This is a genomic window from Pseudoalteromonas ruthenica (assembly GCF_008808095.1).
GTDB lineage: Bacteria > Pseudomonadota > Gammaproteobacteria > Enterobacterales > Alteromonadaceae > Pseudoalteromonas > Pseudoalteromonas ruthenica.
The window spans coordinates 370,054-392,302 of sequence record NZ_CP023396.1; the positions used below are offsets into that span (position 1 = coordinate 370,054).

Genomic DNA, 22,249 nt, shown 5'->3' on the forward strand with positions numbered 1-22,249 from the left:
CTAACGCTCCGTCATCGCCTGAGAAGTGGCTTTAAGAATGGGTTTTAGCAAATAGTCTAATACCGTTTTTTGCCCGGTGATAATATCCACTTGGGTTGTCATTCCTGGGATAATCGTGAGTTGCTCGCTCAATGAGCCGCGCGATGTTTTTAATTGCACTAAGTAATAGGTGTTATCGCGCTCATCGGTGACAGTATCGGCACTGATGTGAGTGACTTGGGCTTCCAACCCGCCATAAATAGTAAAGTCATAGGCTGTGAGTTTGATCATCGCCGGCTGTCCTGGGCGTAAAAAGGCAATGTCTTGTGGCGCAACTTTGGCCTCCACAAGCAGTTGATCATCAAGGGGGATGATCTCCACCAAGTCACTGCCAGGTTGTAACACAGCGCCCACGGTATTGACCAATAGGCGTTGCACAGTGCCACGAACTGGCGAGCGAATATCTGTTTGTGTAACCTTATCAGCAAGCCCCGTTTGTGTTTCCCGCAAGGCGTCGAGGCGCAGCATCGAGTCGGAGAGTTGGTCGCGCCAGCGGTTCACCATGGTCAGTTCGACCTCATCAATTTTACTTTGCGCTTCTTCAATCGCCGCCTGGGTTCGCTTTAATGCCGCTTGGGCGCGCTTTATCTCACCTTGTAAGTCCACAGCTTGTCGCTCCAAGCGGATTATGTCGACTTCAGAGACGGCCCCAGATTGCAGTAATGGTCGTGTTACCCTCAGTTCTCGTTGGCTTAGTGCTAAGCTGGCGCGGTACTGCTCAATGGCTGCTGCTGTTTCATTATAGTCTTGGCGTCGCTGTTCTAATTGCCGTTGGTGAATACGGATTTGCTGGGTCAATTCCTGCTTGTTACTGCGATATTGGGCTTGCTCATACTTAATCGCATTCGGCGCCTGTTGTTTTAATTCATCGCTAAATACCAGTTCAGTATGGGCGGTGAGTGCTTGTAAGCGAGCCACTTCAGCGCTTAACCCTAAATATTGGGCGCGGCTTTCACGCAGGCTGGAGACAAACCGAGTCGGGTCGACCTTGACGAGGAGGTCCCCTTGTTCAACAATTTGCCCCTCCTTGACGAGAATTTGCTCGACCATACCTCCGTCATAAGATTGCACAATTTGCAGTTTTTGCGAGGGGATCACCCGCCCTTCGCCGCGTGTCACTTCATCTAGTTGTGCGTAGGCGGCCCACACCAGCAGCAGTATAACCGCCACAGCTATAGCATAAAGAAGACCGCGTGCCGCCAGTGGTTGCTGCTGCATTTGCTGCCAATGCGCATCAGCCACCCAATCTTGCTGATTGGGAGGCACGAAGAAACCATTAAACAGACGATTGAATAACCCCTTTTTGGCGCTGCGTTGAATGCCTCGGCCTAAGCGCTCAAAACTCGCTTGCTCAATACTGGATGGCGGGTGTTCTTGCTCTTTCATGATGCGTGTTTCACCGATTTTTTCGTCAAGTGAGAGGTGATCGTCGCTTTATCTCCATCGGCGATGATTTGGCCCTTGTCCATGACTATAACTCTATCAACGAGGTCTAGTAGGGCTGAACGATGGGTAACAAGCACTAGCGTTTTGCTGGAGCAGTAGTGTTTTAGGGTATGAATTAACCGTTGCTCACTGCTGTGATCTAGGGCTGCACTGGGCTCGTCCAATAGCAACACCGCAGGGTCATTGATGAGGGCCCGAGCCAGAGCAACGGCTTGGCGTTGTCCGCCAGAGAGAAACTTTCCTTGTTCGCCAACTTGCAAATCAAGGCCGTCAGGATGGGCGTTGATAAGCTCCATTAGACCAGCTTTCTCTGCAGCTGCTATTATTTGTTCATCTTCGGCATGCCACGCACCAAGCGTGATGTTGTCTCTTAACGTACCGTACATTAAGCTCACGTCTTGGGGAACGTATCCTATATTGTGGCGTAGCTCAGCCGGGTCGAGTTGGCCGATATCAATGTCATCAACTAATATATGGCCTGCATGAGGGCTATATAACCCCATAAGAAGCTTCTCAATGGTGCTTTTGCCAGAGCCATTTTTACCGACCAGGGCCACATGCTCACCGACATTAATTTGCAGTGACACGTTGCGTATAATAGGCACTGCGTTTTCATCATAACTAAAGTTAACTTGATCTAACTTAAGGTGGCCGTTAAGGACAGGGTGAGATACCCAGTGTTTGCCCTCTGGTCGCTCTACTGGCTTGTCCATTATTTCATTAAGTGAATCCATAGCCGTAGCCGCGTGGTGATATTGTGCCATCACAGCGGCTGTTTGCGAGATTGGGGCCATGGCGCGAGAAGACAACAGATACGCTGCAATCAATCCGCCTTGCGTTAATTCGCCGTCAATCACCAAGTACACGCCAACAATGATAAGGCCAATGCCGACTCCTTGCTGCATCCAAGTAGACAGATTAGTAATTGAGGCGCTGAGCAAACGGCTTTGGGCATTTATACGCGCCAAGTACAGTGTCGCTCGCTCCCACGCTGATTGCACTTTACATTCTCCATGAAAGGCTTTGATATCATCAAGATTGTTTAAGCTCTCAACCAGCACGGCATTGCGCATGGCACTGACTTTCATGGTGTTGTCACTTAGCTGCTCAAGGCGATTGTGACTGGCAAGGGCGTATAGCAAAATGACTATAGCGCCAATGATCAGCGGCACAATTAGCTCTAAGCCAATCAGTGCGATAATTAATACGTAAATTAATACAAAGGGTAAATCGACTAACGCTACTAAGGTCATAGAGCTAAAAAACCCACGGATAGACTCAAAAGCGTGAAGGTTTGCGGCAAATGAACCTGAAGATTGGGGCTTATTCTTCAGTTGCATGCCGAGTACCCGCTCCATTATGGTGGCTGAGACTTTCACATCGATACGGCTCGCGGCTAATTCAAGAAAGTAACTGCGCATCAAACGCAATACCAAATCGGCGCTGAGCGCCAACATGGCGCCAATACCTAAGACCCATAAGGTATGTACGGCTTGGTTTGGGACAACGCGGTCGTATACGTTCATCACAAACAGCGGCATAGTCACTGAAAACAAGCCTATGAATAGTGCGGCAATAATCACATCGCGATACAGCGAGCGACATTCTTTGATGATTGGCCAAAACCACCCGGCGCGGCTATTTTTATTAGTCAGAGGCGCGCGGGCATCGTAGGCAAATTCAGGCTGAAGGTAGATAACCGCGCCGCTATAGGCTTTTTCAAACTCCCCAGTACTTTGTTGTACTGGCGTATCTGCAAGTTCAGGGTAAATCACAGATACTTGCTCGTTATGCTTATCGAAGCTTAGCAGCACACAGGCTTGATTGTTTGCCATTAACACAATAGCAGGCAGTAAAGCGGTATTAACCGCATCAAGGTCTCGATGTACGAGCTTCGACTTAAAGCCTGCTCGTTTGGCGGCGCGTGACAGCACAGAAGGAGTGAGCTTATCGTCAACAAGAGGAAGGCCAGCGATAAGCGCTTCGCCAGAGAAGGGGCGATTATGATAATTGCATATTATCGCTAAGCAATCCGCTAAGGCACCACCGTGAGCATGATCCATTTTCATAAAACGCCATTTTTAGTCGGTGGTTAGCTATTGATTTTGGCTTCAATTCGCCTATTGAGCGCGTTGGCGCGCACCGAAATTTCTTGCTGAATAGGCTGCTCAATACCAAAGCCCATGGCAGTGACCCGCTGTGCAGAAATACCGAAGTTATTGATAAGAATCTCGGTAACAGCAAAAGCGCGGCGCTCTGACAGCCGTTTGTTGTACTGAGGTTCGCCATCAAGTGACGCGTGGCCGTGGATTTCAACGGTTTTATCTGGGTGTTGCTTTAAGAATGTCGCGAGGCGCTCAATCTCAGCGTAGTATTGCGGCATTACCACGTCAGAATCGAAGGCAAAGGGAATACCTATTTTCACCGAGCGCGTGTCCGCTGTATATTTAGTGCAGCCTTGGGCGTCGACCTCGGTTGCAAATGGTGTGGCCGGACACTGGTCTTTATCATTAGCAATGCCATCACTGTCGTCATCAGCACTTATAACGGCTGCGTTACTGCTAAGACCTGCAGTCGGTAATGTGGTGTCTATTTTTATACTTTTATAGGCGTTGTTGCGCTTATTTTTCTCGGCAAGAAAGGACTTGCGAGACATTTGGCTGGCAACATCGACTTTGGGGCAAAGGTGCTCGCTATCTGCTGTAAGCGGCGACTCAGTTAACTCACTTAAAGTAGGGTATTGTTCGTTGGTAATACTTAAAGCTTCGAGTAACCCGCCCATCTCTGCTAGCATCGCCAATACATTATTCATTCGCTCATACTCGGCATTTATATAGGCTCGGCTGGATTGAAACGCCTCATTTTCAGCATCAAGCACGTCCAGCAAAGTACGCTCGCCGATATCGAACTGATCCTTATAAGCCAGCTTGACCTTCTCAGAGGCGGCCTGGTGCTGCGCTAAGGCCGGTAGCTTACGCTCTAAAATGCGTACGTTATTGTAGGCGATTTGCACGCCTTGGCGTATCTCTAAACAGGCTAAATCGCGCTGTTGCTTAGCAACATTAACTTGTTCGTATGCTTGTTCGAGATTGGCACTATCAAGGCCACCATTAAACAGGTTGTAGCTTACATCGATGCCAATTCGGCCTTCAGAGCGAGTTGTGTTAAAACCAAGCTCATCTCTGTCTTGCATGCCATAGCGAGCGGATAAGTTCACATTGGGGTGAAATCCAGACTTTTGGCTTTGTGCAAAGGCTTGCTCGGCGCTGATACCATAGAGCGTGGCATAAAAGCGCGGAGAGTTTTCATATGCTAGCGCTAACGCTTTGTTGATAGAAAACGGAATTTGTTCATCATCGATCCCCGCCTCGTTGAGGTTGCTAGGGGGCAGCTCGCCAACAATCCGTAGATAGCGGGCATTGACATCGTGCAGGTTGGCAAGCTCGGTCATAACGTTAGACTCGGCCAGCGATAAGCGTCCGGTGATTTGCTCTAAGTCGGCTGCTCTGGCTACGCCTGCGCCGACGCTTTGCTCAATCTGTTGAAACACCACTTGGTGTTGTTCAAGGTTTTGCTCTGCTAACTCCACCAGCTTGTTGTAGCGAATAACATCAAGATAAGCGGTAGCGGCATCTAAGCTGGTTTGTTGTGCTTGGGCTAGCAGCTCAAAGTAACGTGTTAGCTGGATTTGCTCAAACCGTTCAACTTCGTTGCTAGTGCGAAAGCCGTCATAGAGCATTTGAGTCACGCTCAACTCGGCGGTATTTCGCGCATAGTCATCATCAACGCCGTAATTACGAGTCTCGTACCCAGTGCTTGCATTGACGTCGACTTTAGGCAAGTAGCCAGAGAATGCAGCATCGACCCCATGCATTGACGCTTTAAATTCATGCCAACGCTGTTTTACCTGCGGATTTGTGTCAATTGCTTGTTTGGCGGCGTAAGAAAGTGGTTCTGTAGAGCGTGCTTGTGATAACGAGCTTGTAAACATCGTAGTCAGTGCAATAGCGGTAAGTAGAAGCGGTTTAAGACCTATGAACTCCTTGTTAGCCTGTTCACGATCCATGCTAACCTCCCAGTTTTGTTAAATAAACCCAGTACTGCCATGTCAATTGTATGATTTAGTCGAGAATTCATCGATGCGCAATAAAATCATTTTTTGTACCTCTAAAATTCGTTCGACTTAGTATAAAAGTATGGTTTTTTGGCGACAAAATTGGACTGCTGTCCAATAACACTTTACTCGTCAGTTTCTACACTTAATTTGTCGGCCAAATTCAGTGAGGAAACCGCCATGGATCAGTTAATTGTAAAAGAGGTAGTAGGGGAAGTATTTGTACGTTTGCCCAATGGTGAGGTAAAGCTTGTTAGCGTTGGCGATAGTATCGTCCAAGGCGCGCGCATAATGACCCAAGCACAAAGCTCAGTGACACTCTCAGGCACTCACAGCGACTTTGAAATTCCTGCCAATCAGCATGTATCGCTAGGGGCAGACACGCTAGCTGAATTTGGTTTGAGCCTAGATGAGCATCAGGTCGCCCAGCAAAGTGTTGCCGAGGCACTCAATGGCCTTGATGCACAGCCGACCTCACCTTCTGCCACTAACGAAGACCCCAGTATTTCCTCTTTTTTGGATGCACTGCAAGGTGACGGTGACATTCTCGATGCCTTAGAAGCAACCGCTGCTGGTGCGGGTGGAGGCGCCGCTGGTGGAGGGGGGACCTCTTTTGTACAGCTCACACGTATCAGCGAAACGCTATCAGGTCAGCAACTGACCTTAAATGACGATTTTAGTGCTCAGAATCAAGGTGCGATAACGGTTGAGAATACCGGCGATGGGGTGTTGCCAGAGGGTGAAGCAGCGAGTGGTGAGAGCGGAGTTATTACGGTGACGCCGATAGGTTTAACTAATAACCCAGACATTCAAGTCAGTGGCACCAGTACAAATATGGCAGGGCAAACTGCGACTGTGACATTGATCACGGCTAATGGTGTTTCGATTGAGCAGACAGTGGTTATTGATGATGGCGGTCAGTGGCAAGTGGTATTCTCTGATGAGGTAGCAGACGGAGCGTTCGAAGTGACTGTTACGGCCACCGATCCTCAGGGAAACACTGTGGTGGGAACAACATCAGGGGAGCTGGACACCACAGCCCCCGTTATTGTTATCGCTACACCTATAGATGAAGATGACCCGACGCCAGCTATTTCGGGGAGCAGTGATTTAGAGGCTGGAGCAGCAGTCAATGTACTCATTACAGATGCAGCAGGTGCTACCCAAACACTGGTCGCTACTGTGGGGGAAGACGGCACTTGGCAAGTGCAAGTGACACAACCGTTGGTGCAAGGGGAGTTCAGTGTTGTTGCTAGCAGCACTGATGAAGCAGGGAATATTGGCCAGGTGCAGGCACAGGGCAGCTTTAATGGTGACACTGACCTAGAGAGTTTAACTATTGATATCGCTGCGATTGGCACCACAAACGACAGCACGCCGAGTCTAGCGGGCAGCACGGATGCCCCTGATGGCAGTGTGATCACTATCACTGTCGTTGACGCTTTGGGAAATGGGCAGAGTATAACCACGACAGCTGTTGCCGGTCAGTGGCAAATTGATGTGGCTCAGCCATTGGCCGAAGGCGAGTTCTCAGTGACCGCATCTGTAGCGGCGGGTGGCTTAGAGGCCAGTGACTCAGAGTCTGGTTTATTGGACAGCCAAGCACCCAGTATAGTCATTGACTCTTTAGCAACTATAAGTGATAACACCCCAATAATCAGTGGCAGCAGTGATGAAATCGGCGCTACCGTCAACATATTGGTTACTGATGCGGCGGGAGTTGCGCAAAGTTTAACGGCTGTCGTCCAGGCAGATGGTAGTTGGCAGGTGGAGGTGCCACAGGCGCTGGCTGAGGGAGAGTTTGAGGTACAGGCTAATATCACTGATGCCGCAGGTAATAGCGCCAGCGATACCGAGCAAGGCAATATAGATACCACTGCTCCAAGTTTAGATATTGAGCCATTGATCTCAACTGGTGACAGTACACCGTTAATTTCAGGTAGTAGTGATGAAATCGGCGCCACAGTCAATATATTGGTTACAGATGCGGCGGGGGTTGCGCAAAGTTTAACGGCTGTCGTCCAGGCAGATGGTAGCTGGCAGGTGGAGGTGCCACAGGCGCTGGCTGAGGGAGAGTTTGAGGTACAGGCAAGTGTCACTGATGCGGCAGGCAATAACGCCAGTGATACCGAGCAAGGAGTTATAGATGTCAGTGCGCCTGAGATAACGATAGACTCCCCTGCGATTACCAATGATACAACCCCTGACATAACTGGTACCAGTAGTGAAATAGGCGCTACAGTTATTGTTGTTATCACAGGAGCCGAGGGCAATCGACAAACATTAGAAGCGACAGTGCAGCAAGATGGTAGCTGGCAGGTGCAAACTCAACAACCGCTAGGTGAAGGAATTTACCAAGTGCAGGCGAGTGTGGTTGATGCATCCGGTAACAGTGCCAGTGATACTGCTCAAGGTGAGGTGGATACTACGGCGCCAAGTCTGACTCTTAATCCACTTGGAGTCACGAACGATCCTACTCCAGTGATTTCCGGAACAAGTGATGAGATAGGAGCAACGATAGCGGTCGAAGTGGTTGATGCGAATGGTACAACTCAGTCATTCACTGCTGTGGTGCAAAGCGACGGAAGTTGGCAAGTAGAGGTGCCGACAGAGCTTGCTGAAGGGGGATACCAAGTTGAGGCCAGTGTGAGCGATGAAGCTGGAAACAGCACATCAGCAACGGCAAGTGGAACAATTGATACCAATGCTCCCGATTTGAGCATCGACCCGCTATCATCTACCAATGATGTAACACCAACGATTTCAGGTTCTAGCAGTGCAATAGGTGCCGCAGTAAATTTGACTCTCACCGATGCAAATGGGCAGATACAAACCGTAACAGCGGTGGTGGCGGCAGATGGTAGTTGGCAAGTGTCTGTCCCGCAGGCGCTTGCTGAGGGGGTTTTTACCGTTTCAGCGAGTGTTACTGATGCCCAAGGAAATGAAGCGCAGGCAAATGCCCAAGGGCAAATAGATGTTACGGCTCCGACGCTCAGTATTGACCCGCTTGGAGCGCAAAGTGATACCACGCCTATTATTTCCGGTGTTAGTTCGCAAGTGGGCGCAAGCGTGGTTATCGAGGTCACCGATAGCGATGGTACGACGCAAACGTTAACAGCAGTGGTGCAAAGCGATGGTCGCTGGCAGGTAGAAGCCTCCCAGCCGTTAGCTGAAGGGGATTATACTGTACTTGCATCAGTGACTGATGAAGCAGGGAATAACACCCAAGCGTCAGCGCAGGGCAGTATTGATGCCAGCGCACCGGATTTGACCATCGACAACCCGGGTATAGGCAATGACACGACTCCAATCATTACTGGCAGTAGTTCTGAGGTTGGAGCAACGGTGGCTATTACCGTGGTCGATGCCAGTGGTAATACCCAGACGGTTCAGGCGACGGTGCAAGATGATGGCACTTGGAGTGCTTCGCTCGCCGCGCCCTTAGCTGAAGGGCAATACACTATCACCGCCGAAGTCAGTGACAATGCCGGTAACCAAGCGAATGATCAAGTCCAAGGTGAAGTGGATATTACAGCACCCTCTGTGACAATTTCGCCCGTTGGCAGTGTGAATGATGAAACCCCTGTAATTAGCGGCAGTGCTGAAGGCAATGAGGGGGACGTTGTATCAATTACCGTAGTTGATGCCAGCGGAGATAGTCAGAGTTTTACGGCACTGTTAGCCGGTGATGGCAGTTGGACAGCAGAGGTGCCCACTGCACTTGCTGAGGGGGATTTTGATATTACCGCCAGCATTACTGATGCCGCAGGAAACGAGGGCACCGACAATGAATCCGGTACTGTTGATACTGCCGGTCCAGGGATCACGATTGATCCCGTAGGAGTGATAAGCGATGCCACTCCTGTTATTTCTGGTATATCAGCGGGCGCTGCGCCTGGAGCCGTGGTGTCAATAGTCGTGGTTGATGCCCTTGGCAATGTTCAGAACTTGAGCGCCGCAGTCGGCGCAGACGGTACATGGAGCGCAAACGTTGGTGCAGCGCTGGCAGAAGGAGAGTTTACTATCACAGCCAGCGTTGACGATGGAGCTGGCAACACCTCAACGGATTCTGAGACAGGGGTTATCGATACTCTTGCTCCAAGTGTTGAGATTGACCCACTCGAGCTCACTAACGACAACACGCCCCTTATTTCTGGGGGCTCAAGCGAGGCGAACAGCCAATTAACACTTATCTTTACTGATTCTCAGGGGAACAGTCAAAGCGTAATCACTACCACTGATGCCAATGGGAATTGGCAGGTATCCGCTCCTTCAGCGTTAGCCGATGGTACTTATACCGTGGCCGCGACCATTGTTGATGATGCAGGCAATACGGGTACTGATTCTCAGAGTGCTGTAATTGATACCATTGGCCCTGAGTTGACCATAGTGCCATCGTTTCTGTTAGGTAATCTTGTTTCCTTGTCTGGTACTTCGGATTTGCCCGCAGGCAGTGAGGTCACCATCACAGAGCACCTCGTCGGAGGAGGGATTGGTGCAACGTACACAGCGATCACCGATGCGGATGGCAATTGGACTTTAGTTAATTTGACGGTGCCGCTTCTGACATTAGCCTATGTGACTGCGTCAGCCTCTGATGCCGCTGGTAATTCGACCACCATCAGTACACTCGATTTTGATAATGAACCGCCTGTCCTTAGCATTGATACCCTTGGCTTAACTAATGACAGCACGCCAGTTATCAGCGGCACAACGGATGTGGCTGATGGCACCGTGGTAGAGGTGATAGTGACCGATGCGTTCGGTGACCAGCAAACCCTGCAAGCGTCTACCTCAAATGGCAACTGGTCTGTGGCTGTGCCTACGGCGCTGGCTGAAGGTGGTTTTACTGTAGCAGCGGCAGTACGTGATGACGTTGGCAATCTAACCGAAGTGAGCGCAACCGGTGAGGTGGATACCACCGCCCCTAGCCTAAGCGTGAACGTGCCAGCAAATGGCAATGACAATACCCCGCTTATCTCAGGGACCAGTGATGAAATAGGTGCCACTGTCTCTGTCACAGTCACTGACGGCAATGGTGATAGCCAGAATATTTCTACCGTTGTCGCAGCCGATGGCACCTGGGCTGTGACGCCTTCAGCGTTATCTGACGGCACCTTCTCCGTGAGTGCAACGATAATGGATGATGCGGGCAATACCACCACAGTGTCTAACACCGGAAGTATTGATACTCAAGGAGTGAGTGTCACCCTTGACCCATTAGGGTTAGGGAACGATGCCACACCGCTGCTGAGCGGTACATCGAGTGAAATAGGCAGGGAAGTGAGTATTAGTGTGCTGGATAACAACGGTGATACTTACACACTCAGTGCGACGGTAGACGGCAGTGGTAATTGGTCGGTGCCTGCCCCCAGCCTGGCTGAAGGAGACTACACCGTAACCGTCAGTGTTTCTGATGCTGCTGGCAATAGCAGCAGTGCAAGCGACACTGGCACCATAGATACCATTGCACCGACCGTAAGCATTGATGCAAGCAGCGTGGCACTAACTAATGACAACACCCCGCAAGTCAGTGGCTCCTCAAATGAAGCGAATGCTCAGGTGAGTGTGCAATTTGTGGATGATGCGGGCACTATCCACACGGTGACCACCAACACAGATAACAACGGTGATTGGTCTATTAGCGCCAGTGCAGTACTGGTCGATGGTCAATATACGGTGACCGCACGTGTTACCGACCAAGCGGGAAATACCGGTAGTGCTGTGGATAGCGGTATCATAGATACAACTCCCATTAGCTTTGAAGTCACTGATTTTGACCCCGGCATTTTGGGTTTAGTGCTACCGTCAGCGGAAGGCACAGCACCTGCAGGTACAGAGATCTACATTATTGGCTCTAGCCTGCTAGGTGTAGGGCTAGCTGGCATCGACCTTGATGTGTTAAGCACGTACCCCAGCACGACGACTGACGGTGATGGCAACTGGCAGTACACTCTATCTTTATTAGATGTTGATTTACTTAGCGGTGAAGATTATTACTTCGTGACTATTGATGATGCCGGCAACTACCTCGTAAAAGACACTGACAATCAAGAAGTGGAGCGCGGCTCAATTTATGACAATGCTGCTGCGGATCAGACGTTGGAGGCCAGTGTGGCAAGCGAAGATGATTTGGCCTTCGAATCAGGTGAGCAAAGCCATTATGCCAGTGTTGAAACTCTGGATTATGAGACTGTAAGCTTGAGCTTAAATGGTGAGCAGTTTACCGAGTTTAACCAAGTAAAAGAAATCACAGTCAATGCCGAGCAAACTATCAGTGAATCGGGCTTGTTAGGCGCTGAGTCTATTTTGGATAATCCCGATGAGGCAGAAGAGGTATTAGCTCAATTTGATGATTTAGCCTCAGAGCAAACAATAACAAGTGAGGAGCATGGCTTTGGAGGAGCCTCGCAATATGCCACTGTTGGCGATGATGAAGTGATCAAAGCAATGCTGGATAGCTCGGGCAAAGGCGAACTGTAAGAGGTAAAAAAGGGAGCTTAGGCTCCCTTTTTCAAATCAATATTTAGCTTAGTAGGTTCAGGCTTTTAAATTCTTTACGATTTTATTTTCGCTGCGGTCAATCCCGCCGTCGGCAGCATAGGTTAATGAACTTGGTGCGCCGATAAGAATATCTTTGAGTTGTTTGACAGTGAGCTGAGCGTTGTGAGCAGCCTGAGCATTCACTTGATTTTGCTGTTTGCACTTTAGCAATAAAGTCTGTGCATGCTCTATCATCTCTTGGTGCGGCGCTAATACCTCTTGCTCTTGCGCTTTTAATAGCTGAGCAATATGCTGGTCTTGTTGCTGAATTTGAACAAGCGCCTGTTCTTTTTTAGGCGTTAATTCCTTCAGTTCATCACCACTGCGCCCGGCAATAGCGCTCAACTCATCTTCAAGTAGTTGTAGCAAGTCTTGTAAACTTGAGAGCTGTTGGCCGAGAGCCACACTAAGTGCCGAATCAGCCATACAAATCGAACTCAAACGCAGCGATGTTTTTAGCAAGCTTTTCGCTATCTACTTGATATTTGCCTTCACTGATAGCTTGCTTTAATTCGTCAACCTTTTGTTGATCGAACCCTGATGAGCGCTCTGCTTTTTCTTGCAAAGACTTCATTTGCTTTGCTTGTGGCGTAAGGCTTACTGAGTCTGCTGCAGCCTTGGTACTGGCTTTTGCATTTGCCTCATTACCTTGTGTTTGCGTTTGGTTGAGCTTTTGTTGCTCCACTTTATTTTGTGGTGTGTTGTACACCGAGCCTTGCTGGCCTTTGTTGACTTGATTCACCATCACTAATTACCTAAGCTATATTGACCTTTGCACTGTTTATCGGCCATTCTAGCCAATACTTTAGCATAAAATTTAAATATTAACCGCCACGGTTTCCACTGCTGTTACTTTGGCATTGATCAGCCGGCCAGACTTTACATTACGCACGCGAATATTATCACCGACACCGCCATCTTCTAGCGCTTCTCCAGATGTTTTTATAGTGAGTCCGTTAAAGCGGGCAATTATGCTCACATTATCGCCCTTACACACCATACACAACTGATTCATACTAATTGGCAACCCTCTGCGAATACTGCGTTTACTGCGGCTGCCGACAATAACTTCTGGCTGCTCTATGTAGCGAGCGCGAACAAAATGTTGCGGACGCTGCTCCGTAGTTAAATCATCAGCACTAATAATTTGCCCACGGGCAATGTGATCATTGGCGACCACGATAGTAGAGAGCTTAATGATGCGTACATGGACATACTGACTCCAAAGAGCAGGACTTGAACACTTAAGTTTTACTGTTACCTGCCGATTAAATGGCGGAGCGCTAGCCGTAGAGGCTTGCGGTGTTACTGCACACTCTCTGGGACCTATGCGCGCATCTAAGTCCATCGCTTGCACTTGCAGCTCTTGATCGGGCTGAATCTGCGCTTGCTCTGTGATGTATTGCTCAGCAAGCGTTTGCAAAGCGTGGCGATCATAGCGCTGTTGTTGGCCGTTGTTTGCCTCAGCCGTTGAGCTTATTAATACACCGGCTATTAACCATAAGCTTTGGAAAAGTTGAATTTTTTTGAACATACTCACCATGTTTCGACTATGCTTATTGGGTAAAACAGGGTATAACTACGAAGCGTCAAAAACTGGGCGTTCTAGCGTAGTTATACTAACGTATGAAGCTAAGAAGCAAAATGCGTTCCTATTTGGCGCGAGTGTGCGAAGTTGTAAATTAATGCTAGGAGAATCCGATGGCTGGCATTTTAGATTCTGTCAATCAACGAACCCAACTTGTGGGTCAAAACCGCCTTGAATTATTGCTGTTTAAACTAAAAGGACGCCAGCGGTTCGGGATCAACGTTTTTAAAGTTAGAGAAGTCCTTCAGTGTCCACCACTAACAAATATGCCGAAAACGAATTCTTATATTCGTGGGGTAGCGCATATTCGTGGACAAACCATTTCTATCATCGATTTGTCTATGGCTGTAGGCGGTCCGGCCATCACTGATATTGAAAATTGCTTTATTATTATCGCCGAATATAACCGCTCTGTGCAGGGGTTTTTGGTGGGTGGCGTTGAGCGTATCGTCAATATGAACTGGGAAAAGATTATGCCACCGCCGTCAGGTGCGGGGCGTTATTCATACCTTACCGCAGTGACTGAGATTGATGACGAGCTCGTAGAAATCTTGGATGTTGAAAAAATTCTTGCAGAGATCAGCCCTGTTAATACCGAGGTCAGTGAGGGCATTGCCTCAGATGGCGAGATGCAGAAAGATCTCGGTGAGCGTATTGTGTTTATTGCCGATGACTCTGCCGTGGCGCGTAATCAAGTAAAACGGGCGCTGGAGCCTCTCGGGGTGCAAACTGAGCTGGCGAAAAATGGTAAAGAGGCCCTGCTGCGATTAAAAGAAATAGCGAAGCTTGACTGCAAAGATGATATCACTGAGCGAGTGGCGTTACTGATATCGGATGTGGAAATGCCAGAGATGGACGGCTATACCTTAACAGCAGAGGTCAAAGCGGATCCGAAGCTGGCACCATTGCATGTGATACTGCACACCTCTTTAAGTGGCGTATTTAACCATGCGATGATAGAAAAAGTTGGGGCGGATGACTTTATTGCCAAATTTAACCCCGACGAACTGGCTACAGCAGTTAAAAAGTGGGTGCATTGTGATTAATGCCGCCTTGTCTTGTAACCGCTTCAAGTGAGTTAGGTGAGAGTAATTTGGAAAATAAGCATTTAGAGCTCGGTGAATACAACCAGTTTCGTGCATTTTTAGAACAGCAGTGTGGCATTGTGCTGGGTGATAACAAACTTTACTTAGTTAAAAGTCGCTTGGCTCCGCTGATGGCTCGCTTTAGCGTTGAATCTTTGTCGCAGCTGGTTAGCAAAACGTTGAGTCCGCATGAGCGGCAACTTCGTGCCGCTGTTGTTGATGCCATGACCACCAATGAAACATTGTGGTTTCGCGACTCTTATCCGTTTGAATTATTGAAGACAAAGCTCTTACCTGAGTGCAAAGATTTACGTCGGCCGGTAAAAATTTGGTCGGCGGCCAGTTCTTCCGGGCAAGAGCCCTACTCAATAGCGATGTCAGTGGCCGAATATCAACAGTCTCGCCCAGGTCAACTGTCCTCGGGAGCGCAAATAATCGGTACTGATATCTCTAATACCATGCTCGATATTTGTAAAAATGCTGAGTATGACTCATTGGCATTGGCTCGGGGGCTCAGTGCTGAAAGACGCAAAAAGTTTTTTAGCGATAGTGGCAACGGTATGGCTAAAGTTAATGACAATGTAAAACGTATGGTGAGCTTTCGCCATTTGAATTTATTGGATTCATATGCGTTGCTGGGTAAGTTTGACATTATCTTTTGTCGCAACGTCCTTATTTATTTTTCTCCGGAAGTAAAAGCCAAGATCATTGGTCAATTCGCGCAAGCGCTTAACCCTAAGGGATATTTGTTTTTAGGAGCGAGTGAATCAATGACAGGCTTGAGTACCGAGTTCGATATGATCCGTTGTAATCCCGGTATCATCTACCAAAAAAAGTCCTAAATACATAGCCTTACAATCTATGGTCTAAAAATTGCTGTAGCCCCTCTAAGAGAGTCAAAAATTTGGAGAGGCTATGGCTATCAGTTTTGATAAAGCATTTGGTATTCATCCCCAAGCAATGCTCGTTCGCTCGCAAAGGGCTGAGCTATTGGCGTCGAATATTGCCAATGCAGACACCCCTGGCTATAAAGCGAAAGACATTGATTTTGCCAGCGCGTTAAAAGCGGCAAACAATCGGCAGTTAAGCGGCAATAGCTTAGCTCGGACCCATCCGGAACACCTCCAAGCAAGTACCCAAATGAGTATGGGTGAAGCAAAATTTCGTGTTCCAAATCAACCAGATACAGGCGATGGTAACTCTGTTGATGTACAGGTGGAACGGAACTTGTATACACAGAACGCTATAGAGTATCAGGCCAGCTTACGCTTTATGAACGGCAAGATTTCCGGTCTTAAGAAAGCCCTAGGTGGTCAAGGAGCATAATCATGAGTTTATTTAATGTTTTTGATGTTTCTGGTTCGGCCATGAGTGCGCAAAACGTGCGCTTAAATACCACGGCCAGCAACTTAGCAAACGCAAACTCGGTTAGCTCCTCAGTGGAGCAGACATATCGCGCTCGCCAACCTGTTTTCGCTGCTCAGCTGCAGCAAGCGGTAGGCAAACAGCAAGGTGAGTCTGTGGGAGTGAAAGTGCTGGGTGTAGTCGAGAGTGACAAACCGTTGCAAATTGAATACAACCCAGGTCACCCGATGGCGGATGAGAACGGCTATATCTATAAACCCAATGTCAATGTGGTTGAAGAAATGGCCAATATGATTTCGGCGTCACGCTCCTATCAAACGAATGTGCAAATAGCCGACTCTGCTAAGCAAATGCTAACGAGAACGTTGCAGCTTGGTAAGGGTTAAAGCGAGGATAGAGCATGAACAATAATGTGCAATCAGCAACGGGTCTAGGCTCCCTGTATTGGGATAACCAAAATAAGGCGCCGGAAGAAAAGAGTGATGAGCTCACCCAGGAAGATTTTTTCAGCCTGCTGACTCAGCAGTTGTCCTATCAGGATCCGAGCAAACCTGCGGATAATGACCAGATGATTGCGCAGATGACTAATTTCACCATGGCTGAGGGGATCTCAAAGCTCAATGAGAATTTCAACTCTTTGGCTGCGTCAATGACATCTAACTCGGCGCTGCAGGCGTCAACACTAGTCGGGAAAAAGGCATTGTTGGAGTCTGAAACTATCGAGTTGTATAGCGGTGAAGTGAGTAAAGGGACTGTTCTTGCTAAAGAGCCTGTTGATAATTTAAGCCTCACTATCAAAGACGATAAAGGTCAGGTGGTTGAGGTGGTTGATTTAGGCTCGCAACCTGCTGGTGCAATTCGCTTTGAATGGGACGGTCTCGACAAAGACGGCAATCCGTTTCCTCCTGGTGAGTACGACATTGTGGCAGAGGGCAGCATCAATGGTGAATACAGCTCTTTACCTATGGCGACATTCAAAAATATTGAAAGCGTTAATATCAACGGCGCGAATGGGATCATCGTGAACACCAAAGAGGGCGCAGTGAAGCTCGCTGAGGTGGCTGAGATTTCAGTGTAAAGCATTTGCCTGCGGGCAGTTATTACGAAGAGGTGAAACATGAGTTTCAATATCGCTTTAACAGGGTTGGCGGCAGCCCAAAAAGACTTAGATGTGACCGCAAACAACATTGCGAACGTCAATACCACAGGTTTTAAAGAATCCCGCGCAGAGTTTGCTGATGTGTATGCGGCATCAGTATTCAGTGGCGGTAAAACGAAGAACGGTGATGGTGTGCAAACCACCATGGTCGCCCAGCAGTTTCACCAAGGTTCTTTAAAGTTCACGTCAAATGCACTGGATTTAGCGATTACCGGTGAAGGTTATTTTGCTATGGCTGACGATTTAGCTTCGCAAGATTTTACCTATACGCGTGCTGGGGCGTTCAAGCTTAATGATGATAACTTCGTAGTCGATGCTAAAGGTAACTTACTGCAAGGTTTCCCAACGGATCCGGTAACCGGTGATACCACTTCGGTGAGCTTGAGTACGGCCAACCCGATTCAAATACCTGATTCATCAGGCTCTCCAAATGCGACAGATAATGTCTACAGTTCATTTAACTTGGATGCGGGTGCCACCGTCCCAACGGTAACGCCATTTAACCCAAATGACTCAGCCACCTATAATTCGTCAACATCAACAACGGTCTACGACTCTCTGGGTGAGCCCCACGTGCTGCAGTTTTTCTTTGTAAAAACGGCCTCTAACGAATGGGATGTGCGCGCCACCGTCGATGGCACTGAAGTTGATAACGCGGGTAACGCAGGTGCAGGCCCCATCACCCAGTTTACTTTTGATGCAGCAGGTTTACCATTACAAACTGATGGTACGCCCAACACCGGCGCGACGTTTAACCCAATGACGCTATCGGGTGCTAACCTTAGCGCCAGTGGTATTTTGACCAACGGGGCCCAGTTTAATGATATTAACTTAAACTGGCGTGATGAAGCTGCGACGGGTAACAAGCTCCCAACTCAATTCTCTAGCCGCTTCGAGGTGAAGGCGTTGGAACAAGATGGTTCGACCGTGGGCCGCTTATCTAATATTGAAATCGGTAGTGATGGTAAGTTAGTTGCCTCATATAGTAATGGCGACTCTACCTTCTTAGGTCAGGTAGCGATGGTTCGTTTCCCTAACTCTCAGGGCTTGCAGCAGGTAGGTAATACCAGTTGGAAAGAAAGCTTAGACTCTGGTGAGCCCATCGCCGGTGAGCCAGGAACCGGGACCTTGGGCACGATTAATTCCGAAGCGTTGGAGCAATCGAATACCAACCTTACTAATGAGTTAGTTGATTTAATCAGTGCACAACGAAACTTCCAGGCTAACTCTCGGGCGTTAGAGGTGAACTCAACGCTGCAACAGAATATCCTGCAGATCCGATAAGAAATATCCTACTAGGCCACCTTTTGGTGGCCTTTTTTCATCCCTCTAGTCTCTCCTTTTAAATAACTCCTTTTTCTTGGTATCAATCTTGCTTTAGTCAATATAACGACGATTTTAAGGAGCAAGCCAATGGACAAGATGCTGTACATTGCCACCTCAGGAGCTAAGCAAAGCCTACTGGGGATGGGGGTTAAAAGTAACAACCTTGCCAACGCTAACACCACAGGCTTTAAAGCCGATATCGCTCAGGCACGCTCGATGCAGGCCTTTGGTGAAGGGTTGCCGACACGCGTTTTTGCTCTACAAGAACGGGCAGGGACCAACACCACAGCCGGCGGTATTTCTGAAACCGGTCGCGACTTAGACATTGCTATGAGTGAGCACGGTTGGCTGACGGTATTAGATGATGCCGGTAACGAGGCTTATACCAAAGCCGGTTCATTGAAAATGACCCAAGAGGGGATGCTACTCGATAGAGATGGCCGTCAAGTTGTTGGCGAAGGGGGGCCTGTTATCCTGCCTGTTCCGATTGAGAAAATAAGTTTCAGTAAAGACGGCACCATTCAAGTTCGCCCTCAAGGCGCACCGGCCAACTTTCTTGAAGAAGTGGACAGATTGCAAATCGTTGAGGCCACAGGGCATCAGGTGGAAAAGGGCAACGACGGTCTGTTTCGGCCTGTAAATGGCCAACAACTTGATGTTTCTGAAAATGTCTCAATCATGTCAGGGGCTCTCGAGATGTCGAATGTCAATCCTGTGCATGAAATGGTGGATATGATCAGCCATCAACGTCAGTTTGAATTACAAGTCAAGCTAATGAAAACCGCCGAAGAGAATGACCAGCGTGCTGAGTCATTGCTACGGATTATGTAACATTAGCGAGGAGTCACTACTATGAACCCAGCATTGTGGATCAGTAAAACCGGGCTTGACGCCCAACAGACCGATATTTCGGTTATTTCCAACAACTTGGCTAATGCCAGTACGGTCGGTTACAAGAAAAGCCGCGCCGTGTTTGAAGATTTGTTGTATCAAAATATCAATCAACCTGGCGGGCGCTCTTCACAAGATACAGAGATGCCTTCGGGGTTGATGCTTGGCGCCGGTGCCAAGGTGGTTGCTAACCAGAAGAATTTCTCCCAGGGCAATATGCTAAGCACGGAGAATTCCCTCGACTGGATGGTTCAAGGACAAGGCTTTTTTGAGGTGTTGCTCCCTGATGGCAATATTGCTTACAGCCGTAATGGTCAATTCACGACCGACGAAGACGGTCGTATCGTCACCAGTGGTGCTGGTTTTCCGGTGCAACCAGAGATGAACGTGCCCGATGACGCGCAGTCTATTACTGTGTCGCAAGACGGCGAAGTGTCGGTGCGCGTAGCCGGGCAGGCGGACAATGTAGTGATTGGTCAGTTGGTGATCAGTGACTTTATTAATCCATCAGGGCTTGAACCTATGGGCCAAAACCTTTACACCGAAACCGCTGTCAGCGGCGCTCCGGTGCAAGGTAACCCGGGAGTAGACGGCTTGGGTATTATTGTTCAAGGAGCATTGGAAACTTCGAACGTCAATGTGACCGAAGAGCTGGTCAACTTAATTGAGACACAGCGTGTTTATGAGATGAACTCTAAAGTGATTTCATCTGTAGACCAGATGCTCAGCTATATTAATCAGCAGCTATAAGTGAGGGCATTATGATTAGGCCAATTGCACTATCAATTACTTTTGTACTTGCTACAGGGTGTGTTTCTACACAAAACTCCCATGTTGTCGAAAACGACCCTTACTATGCGCCGATGTATCCGCAGGAAGCAACACAAAACATGACCCAAAGTGGCGGCCTTTTCAATCCCGTATTGGCGAACGATTTGTATGCCGATAAGAAAGCGTTGCGTACTGGAGATATCATTACTGTGGTACTGCGTGAGTCAACGCAAGCATCAAAAACGGCAAAAACGGAAACTGACAGGGAGACCGAGCTGGGTTTAGAGCCGGTTATTGGTTTAGGCGGCGATCCGGTCAATATCGGTGGAGATAGCATTCAAATGGGTGTGAACTCAGATGCTTCGTTCACCGGCGACGCTAAATCTAATCAATCCAACAGTTTGTCAGGCAATATTTCCGTGAACGTGATGCGCGTGCTGCCCAATGGTAATTTGGTGATTCGTGGCGAAAAGTGGTTAACGCTTAATACCGGGCAGGAGTTTATTCGCTTAGAAGGCATTGTTCGCCCAGCTGACGTGAGCTCCGAAAACACCGTAGAAAGTAGCCGTATCGCGAATGCGCGTATTCAATATTCTGGCAAAGGCGAGCTGCAAGAAACGCAAAGTGCCGGTTGGCTATCACGGTTCTTTATGAGCACTTTGTTCCCATTCTAAGGAGTCCAGTCATGAAATGGTTAAACCTTATCGTGTTCTGCATGGCGTTGACTAGCTGGCAAAGTTTTGCCGAGCGTGTCAAAGATGTGGCCATGGTTGAGGGCGTACGTAGTAACCAATTAGTGGGTTATGGTCTGGTTGTGGGTCTGCCTGGCACGGGAGAGAAGAGCCGCTTTACCGAACAAAGCTTTAAAGCGATGTTGAATAACTTTGGCATTACTTTGCCGGCCAACCTTAAGCCTAAGATTAATAATGTTGCAGCGGTTGCCGTTCATGCGGATATGCCGGCGTTTATCAAACCCGGCCAGAGTATGGATGTCACTGTATCTTCAGTAGGCAGTGCCGAGAGCCTACGCGGTGGTACCTTATTGCAAACCTTTTTAAAAGGTGTCGATGGTAATATTTATGCTATTGCTCAAGGTAGCTTAGTTGTTAGTGGATTAGGCGCGCAAGGGCTTGATGGCTCACGTGTGGTGGTCAATACGCCAACTGTGGGTCGAATTCCTAATGGCGGCATTGTCGAGCGCGCGATTCCGAGTCCCTTTACCCAAGGGGATTACATTACCTTTAATCTTAATCGCCCTGACTTTACTACCGCGAAGCGCTTGTCCGATACCATTAATAATCTCGTCGGGCCGAATACCGCAATGGCAATGGACGCCGCGTCAGTGCGCGTAACTGCCCCACGTGATGTTTCGCAACGAGTTGCTTATTTATCGACGCTGGAAAACCTTGAATTCACTCCCGCCGATAATGCTGCGAAAATCATTGTCAACTCCCGCACCGGTACCATAGTGATTGGCAAAAATGTCAAGTTGCAGCCAGCGGCTATTACTCATGGCGGGCTCACGGTGACCATCGCCGAAAATGCAGAAGTGTCGCAGCCTAATGCATTGGCCGAGGGTGAGACGGTGGTGACCAATCAAAGTATTATCGATGTGCGTGAAGACGACTCGCGTGCCTTTGTTTTTGACCCCGGGGTGAGTTTAGACGACCTTGTGCGCGCGATTAATGAAGTGGGCGCCGCACCGGGAGATTTAATGGCCATTCTTGAGGCGTTAAAAGAGGCTGGTGCTATTAATGGTCAGTTGGTGGTCATTTAAATCTGATACTGCAACAGCAAACCCCAAGTGCCCAAAGCCTTGGGGTTTGCTGTTTTTATAGCCACCTAAGTTCTTGTTAATCAGAACTATAAAGTCAGTGGTACGTTTTTTGCTTTAGTTTTTGCATCTAGTCATAACTTTGTCA

At 48.6% G+C, this 22,249-nt stretch carries 17 protein-coding genes; 11 read left to right on the top strand and 6 right to left on the bottom strand.

Features of this window, described 5'->3' with window-relative positions; translation table 11 throughout:
- From PRUTH_RS01750 to PRUTH_RS01760, 3 genes are read right to left on the bottom strand one after another with little or no spacing between them, the layout of a single operon-like run.
- The gene (locus tag PRUTH_RS01750; protein ID WP_151172383.1) at window positions 1-1,425 is read right to left on the bottom strand and encodes an HlyD family type I secretion periplasmic adaptor subunit; all 1,425 of its coding nucleotides are present in this window, start codon (window positions 1,423-1,425) and stop codon (window positions 1-3) included.
- A complete protein-coding gene (locus tag PRUTH_RS01755) occupies window positions 1,422-3,554 on the bottom strand; it encodes a type I secretion system permease/ATPase (protein ID WP_151172384.1) in 2,133 nt (710 codons plus the stop codon). Before PRUTH_RS01755 ends, PRUTH_RS01750 begins: the two co-directional genes overlap by 4 nt.
- A 23-nt stretch (window positions 3,555-3,577) precedes the next feature.
- A complete protein-coding gene (locus PRUTH_RS01760; RefSeq protein WP_257220988.1) occupies window positions 3,578-5,551 on the bottom strand; it encodes a TolC family outer membrane protein in 1,974 nt (657 codons plus the stop codon).
- 228 nt (window positions 5,552-5,779) lie between these two features.
- Here PRUTH_RS01760 and PRUTH_RS01765 point away from each other — a divergent pair, with 228 nt between their 5' ends.
- Entirely contained in the window at window positions 5,780-12,082 is a 6,303-nt protein-coding gene (locus tag PRUTH_RS01765) for a retention module-containing protein (protein ID WP_151172385.1), read from the top strand.
- Between the two features lie 57 nt (window positions 12,083-12,139).
- Here the strand turns inward: PRUTH_RS01765 and flgN are convergent, their stop codons facing one another.
- The 3 genes from flgN to flgA all read right to left on the bottom strand — a co-directional run bounded on the left by flgN (window position 12,140) and on the right by flgA (window position 13,676).
- Entirely contained in the window at window positions 12,140-12,568 is a 429-nt protein-coding gene (gene flgN, locus PRUTH_RS01770; RefSeq protein WP_022944063.1) for a flagellar export chaperone FlgN, read from the bottom strand.
- Window positions 12,561-12,887, bottom strand: coding sequence for a flagellar biosynthesis anti-sigma factor FlgM (gene flgM / locus PRUTH_RS01775; RefSeq protein WP_022944062.1), 327 nt, complete (start codon window positions 12,885-12,887; stop codon window positions 12,561-12,563). Before flgM ends, flgN begins: the two co-directional genes overlap by 8 nt.
- A 72-nt stretch (window positions 12,888-12,959) precedes the next feature.
- Window positions 12,960-13,676: a flagellar basal body P-ring formation chaperone FlgA gene (flgA, locus tag PRUTH_RS01780; RefSeq protein WP_170268871.1), complete on the bottom strand. Its 717-nt coding sequence runs from the start codon at window positions 13,674-13,676 to the stop codon at window positions 12,960-12,962.
- A gap of 167 nt (window positions 13,677-13,843) precedes the next feature.
- Between flgA and PRUTH_RS01785 the strand changes: the two genes are divergently transcribed.
- The 10 genes from PRUTH_RS01785 to PRUTH_RS01830 all read left to right on the top strand — a co-directional run bounded on the left by PRUTH_RS01785 (window position 13,844) and on the right by PRUTH_RS01830 (window position 22,104).
- Window positions 13,844-14,776 (top strand): chemotaxis protein, encoded by a 933-nt coding sequence (locus PRUTH_RS01785; RefSeq protein WP_022944060.1) that lies wholly within the window; start codon window positions 13,844-13,846, stop codon window positions 14,774-14,776.
- 47 nt (window positions 14,777-14,823) lie between these two features.
- Entirely contained in the window at window positions 14,824-15,657 is an 834-nt protein-coding gene (locus PRUTH_RS01790) for a CheR family methyltransferase (protein ID WP_026110988.1), read from the top strand.
- A 73-nt stretch (window positions 15,658-15,730) separates the two neighbouring features.
- A complete protein-coding gene (gene flgB, locus PRUTH_RS01795; RefSeq protein ID WP_045978574.1) occupies window positions 15,731-16,141 on the top strand; it encodes a flagellar basal body rod protein FlgB in 411 nt (136 codons plus the stop codon).
- 2 nt (window positions 16,142-16,143) lie between these two features.
- Window positions 16,144-16,566 (top strand): flagellar basal body rod protein FlgC, encoded by a 423-nt coding sequence (gene flgC, locus PRUTH_RS01800; protein WP_045978575.1) that lies wholly within the window; start codon window positions 16,144-16,146, stop codon window positions 16,564-16,566.
- 14 nt (window positions 16,567-16,580) lie between these two features.
- Window positions 16,581-17,258 (top strand): flagellar hook assembly protein FlgD, encoded by a 678-nt coding sequence (locus PRUTH_RS01805; protein WP_022944056.1) that lies wholly within the window; start codon window positions 16,581-16,583, stop codon window positions 17,256-17,258.
- 39 nt (window positions 17,259-17,297) lie between these two features.
- Complete coding sequence (gene flgE / locus PRUTH_RS01810; RefSeq protein ID WP_022944055.1) at window positions 17,298-18,623, top strand: flagellar hook protein FlgE; 1,326 nt, start codon at window positions 17,298-17,300, stop codon at window positions 18,621-18,623.
- A gap of 129 nt (window positions 18,624-18,752) precedes the next feature.
- Window positions 18,753-19,496, top strand: coding sequence for a flagellar basal body rod protein FlgF (locus PRUTH_RS01815; RefSeq protein ID WP_022944054.1), 744 nt, complete (start codon window positions 18,753-18,755; stop codon window positions 19,494-19,496).
- Between the two features lie 21 nt (window positions 19,497-19,517).
- The gene (gene flgG, locus PRUTH_RS01820; RefSeq protein WP_022944053.1) at window positions 19,518-20,306 is read left to right on the top strand and encodes a flagellar basal-body rod protein FlgG; all 789 of its coding nucleotides are present in this window, start codon (window positions 19,518-19,520) and stop codon (window positions 20,304-20,306) included.
- A 14-nt stretch (window positions 20,307-20,320) separates the two neighbouring features.
- On the top strand, window positions 20,321-21,001 hold the full coding sequence (gene flgH / locus PRUTH_RS01825) for a flagellar basal body L-ring protein FlgH (protein ID WP_151173683.1): 681 nt from the start codon (window positions 20,321-20,323) through the stop codon (window positions 20,999-21,001).
- An 11-nt stretch (window positions 21,002-21,012) separates the two neighbouring features.
- Window positions 21,013-22,104: a flagellar basal body P-ring protein FlgI gene (locus PRUTH_RS01830; protein WP_022944051.1), complete on the top strand. Its 1,092-nt coding sequence runs from the start codon at window positions 21,013-21,015 to the stop codon at window positions 22,102-22,104.
- Window positions 22,105-22,249 lie beyond the last annotated feature (145 nt).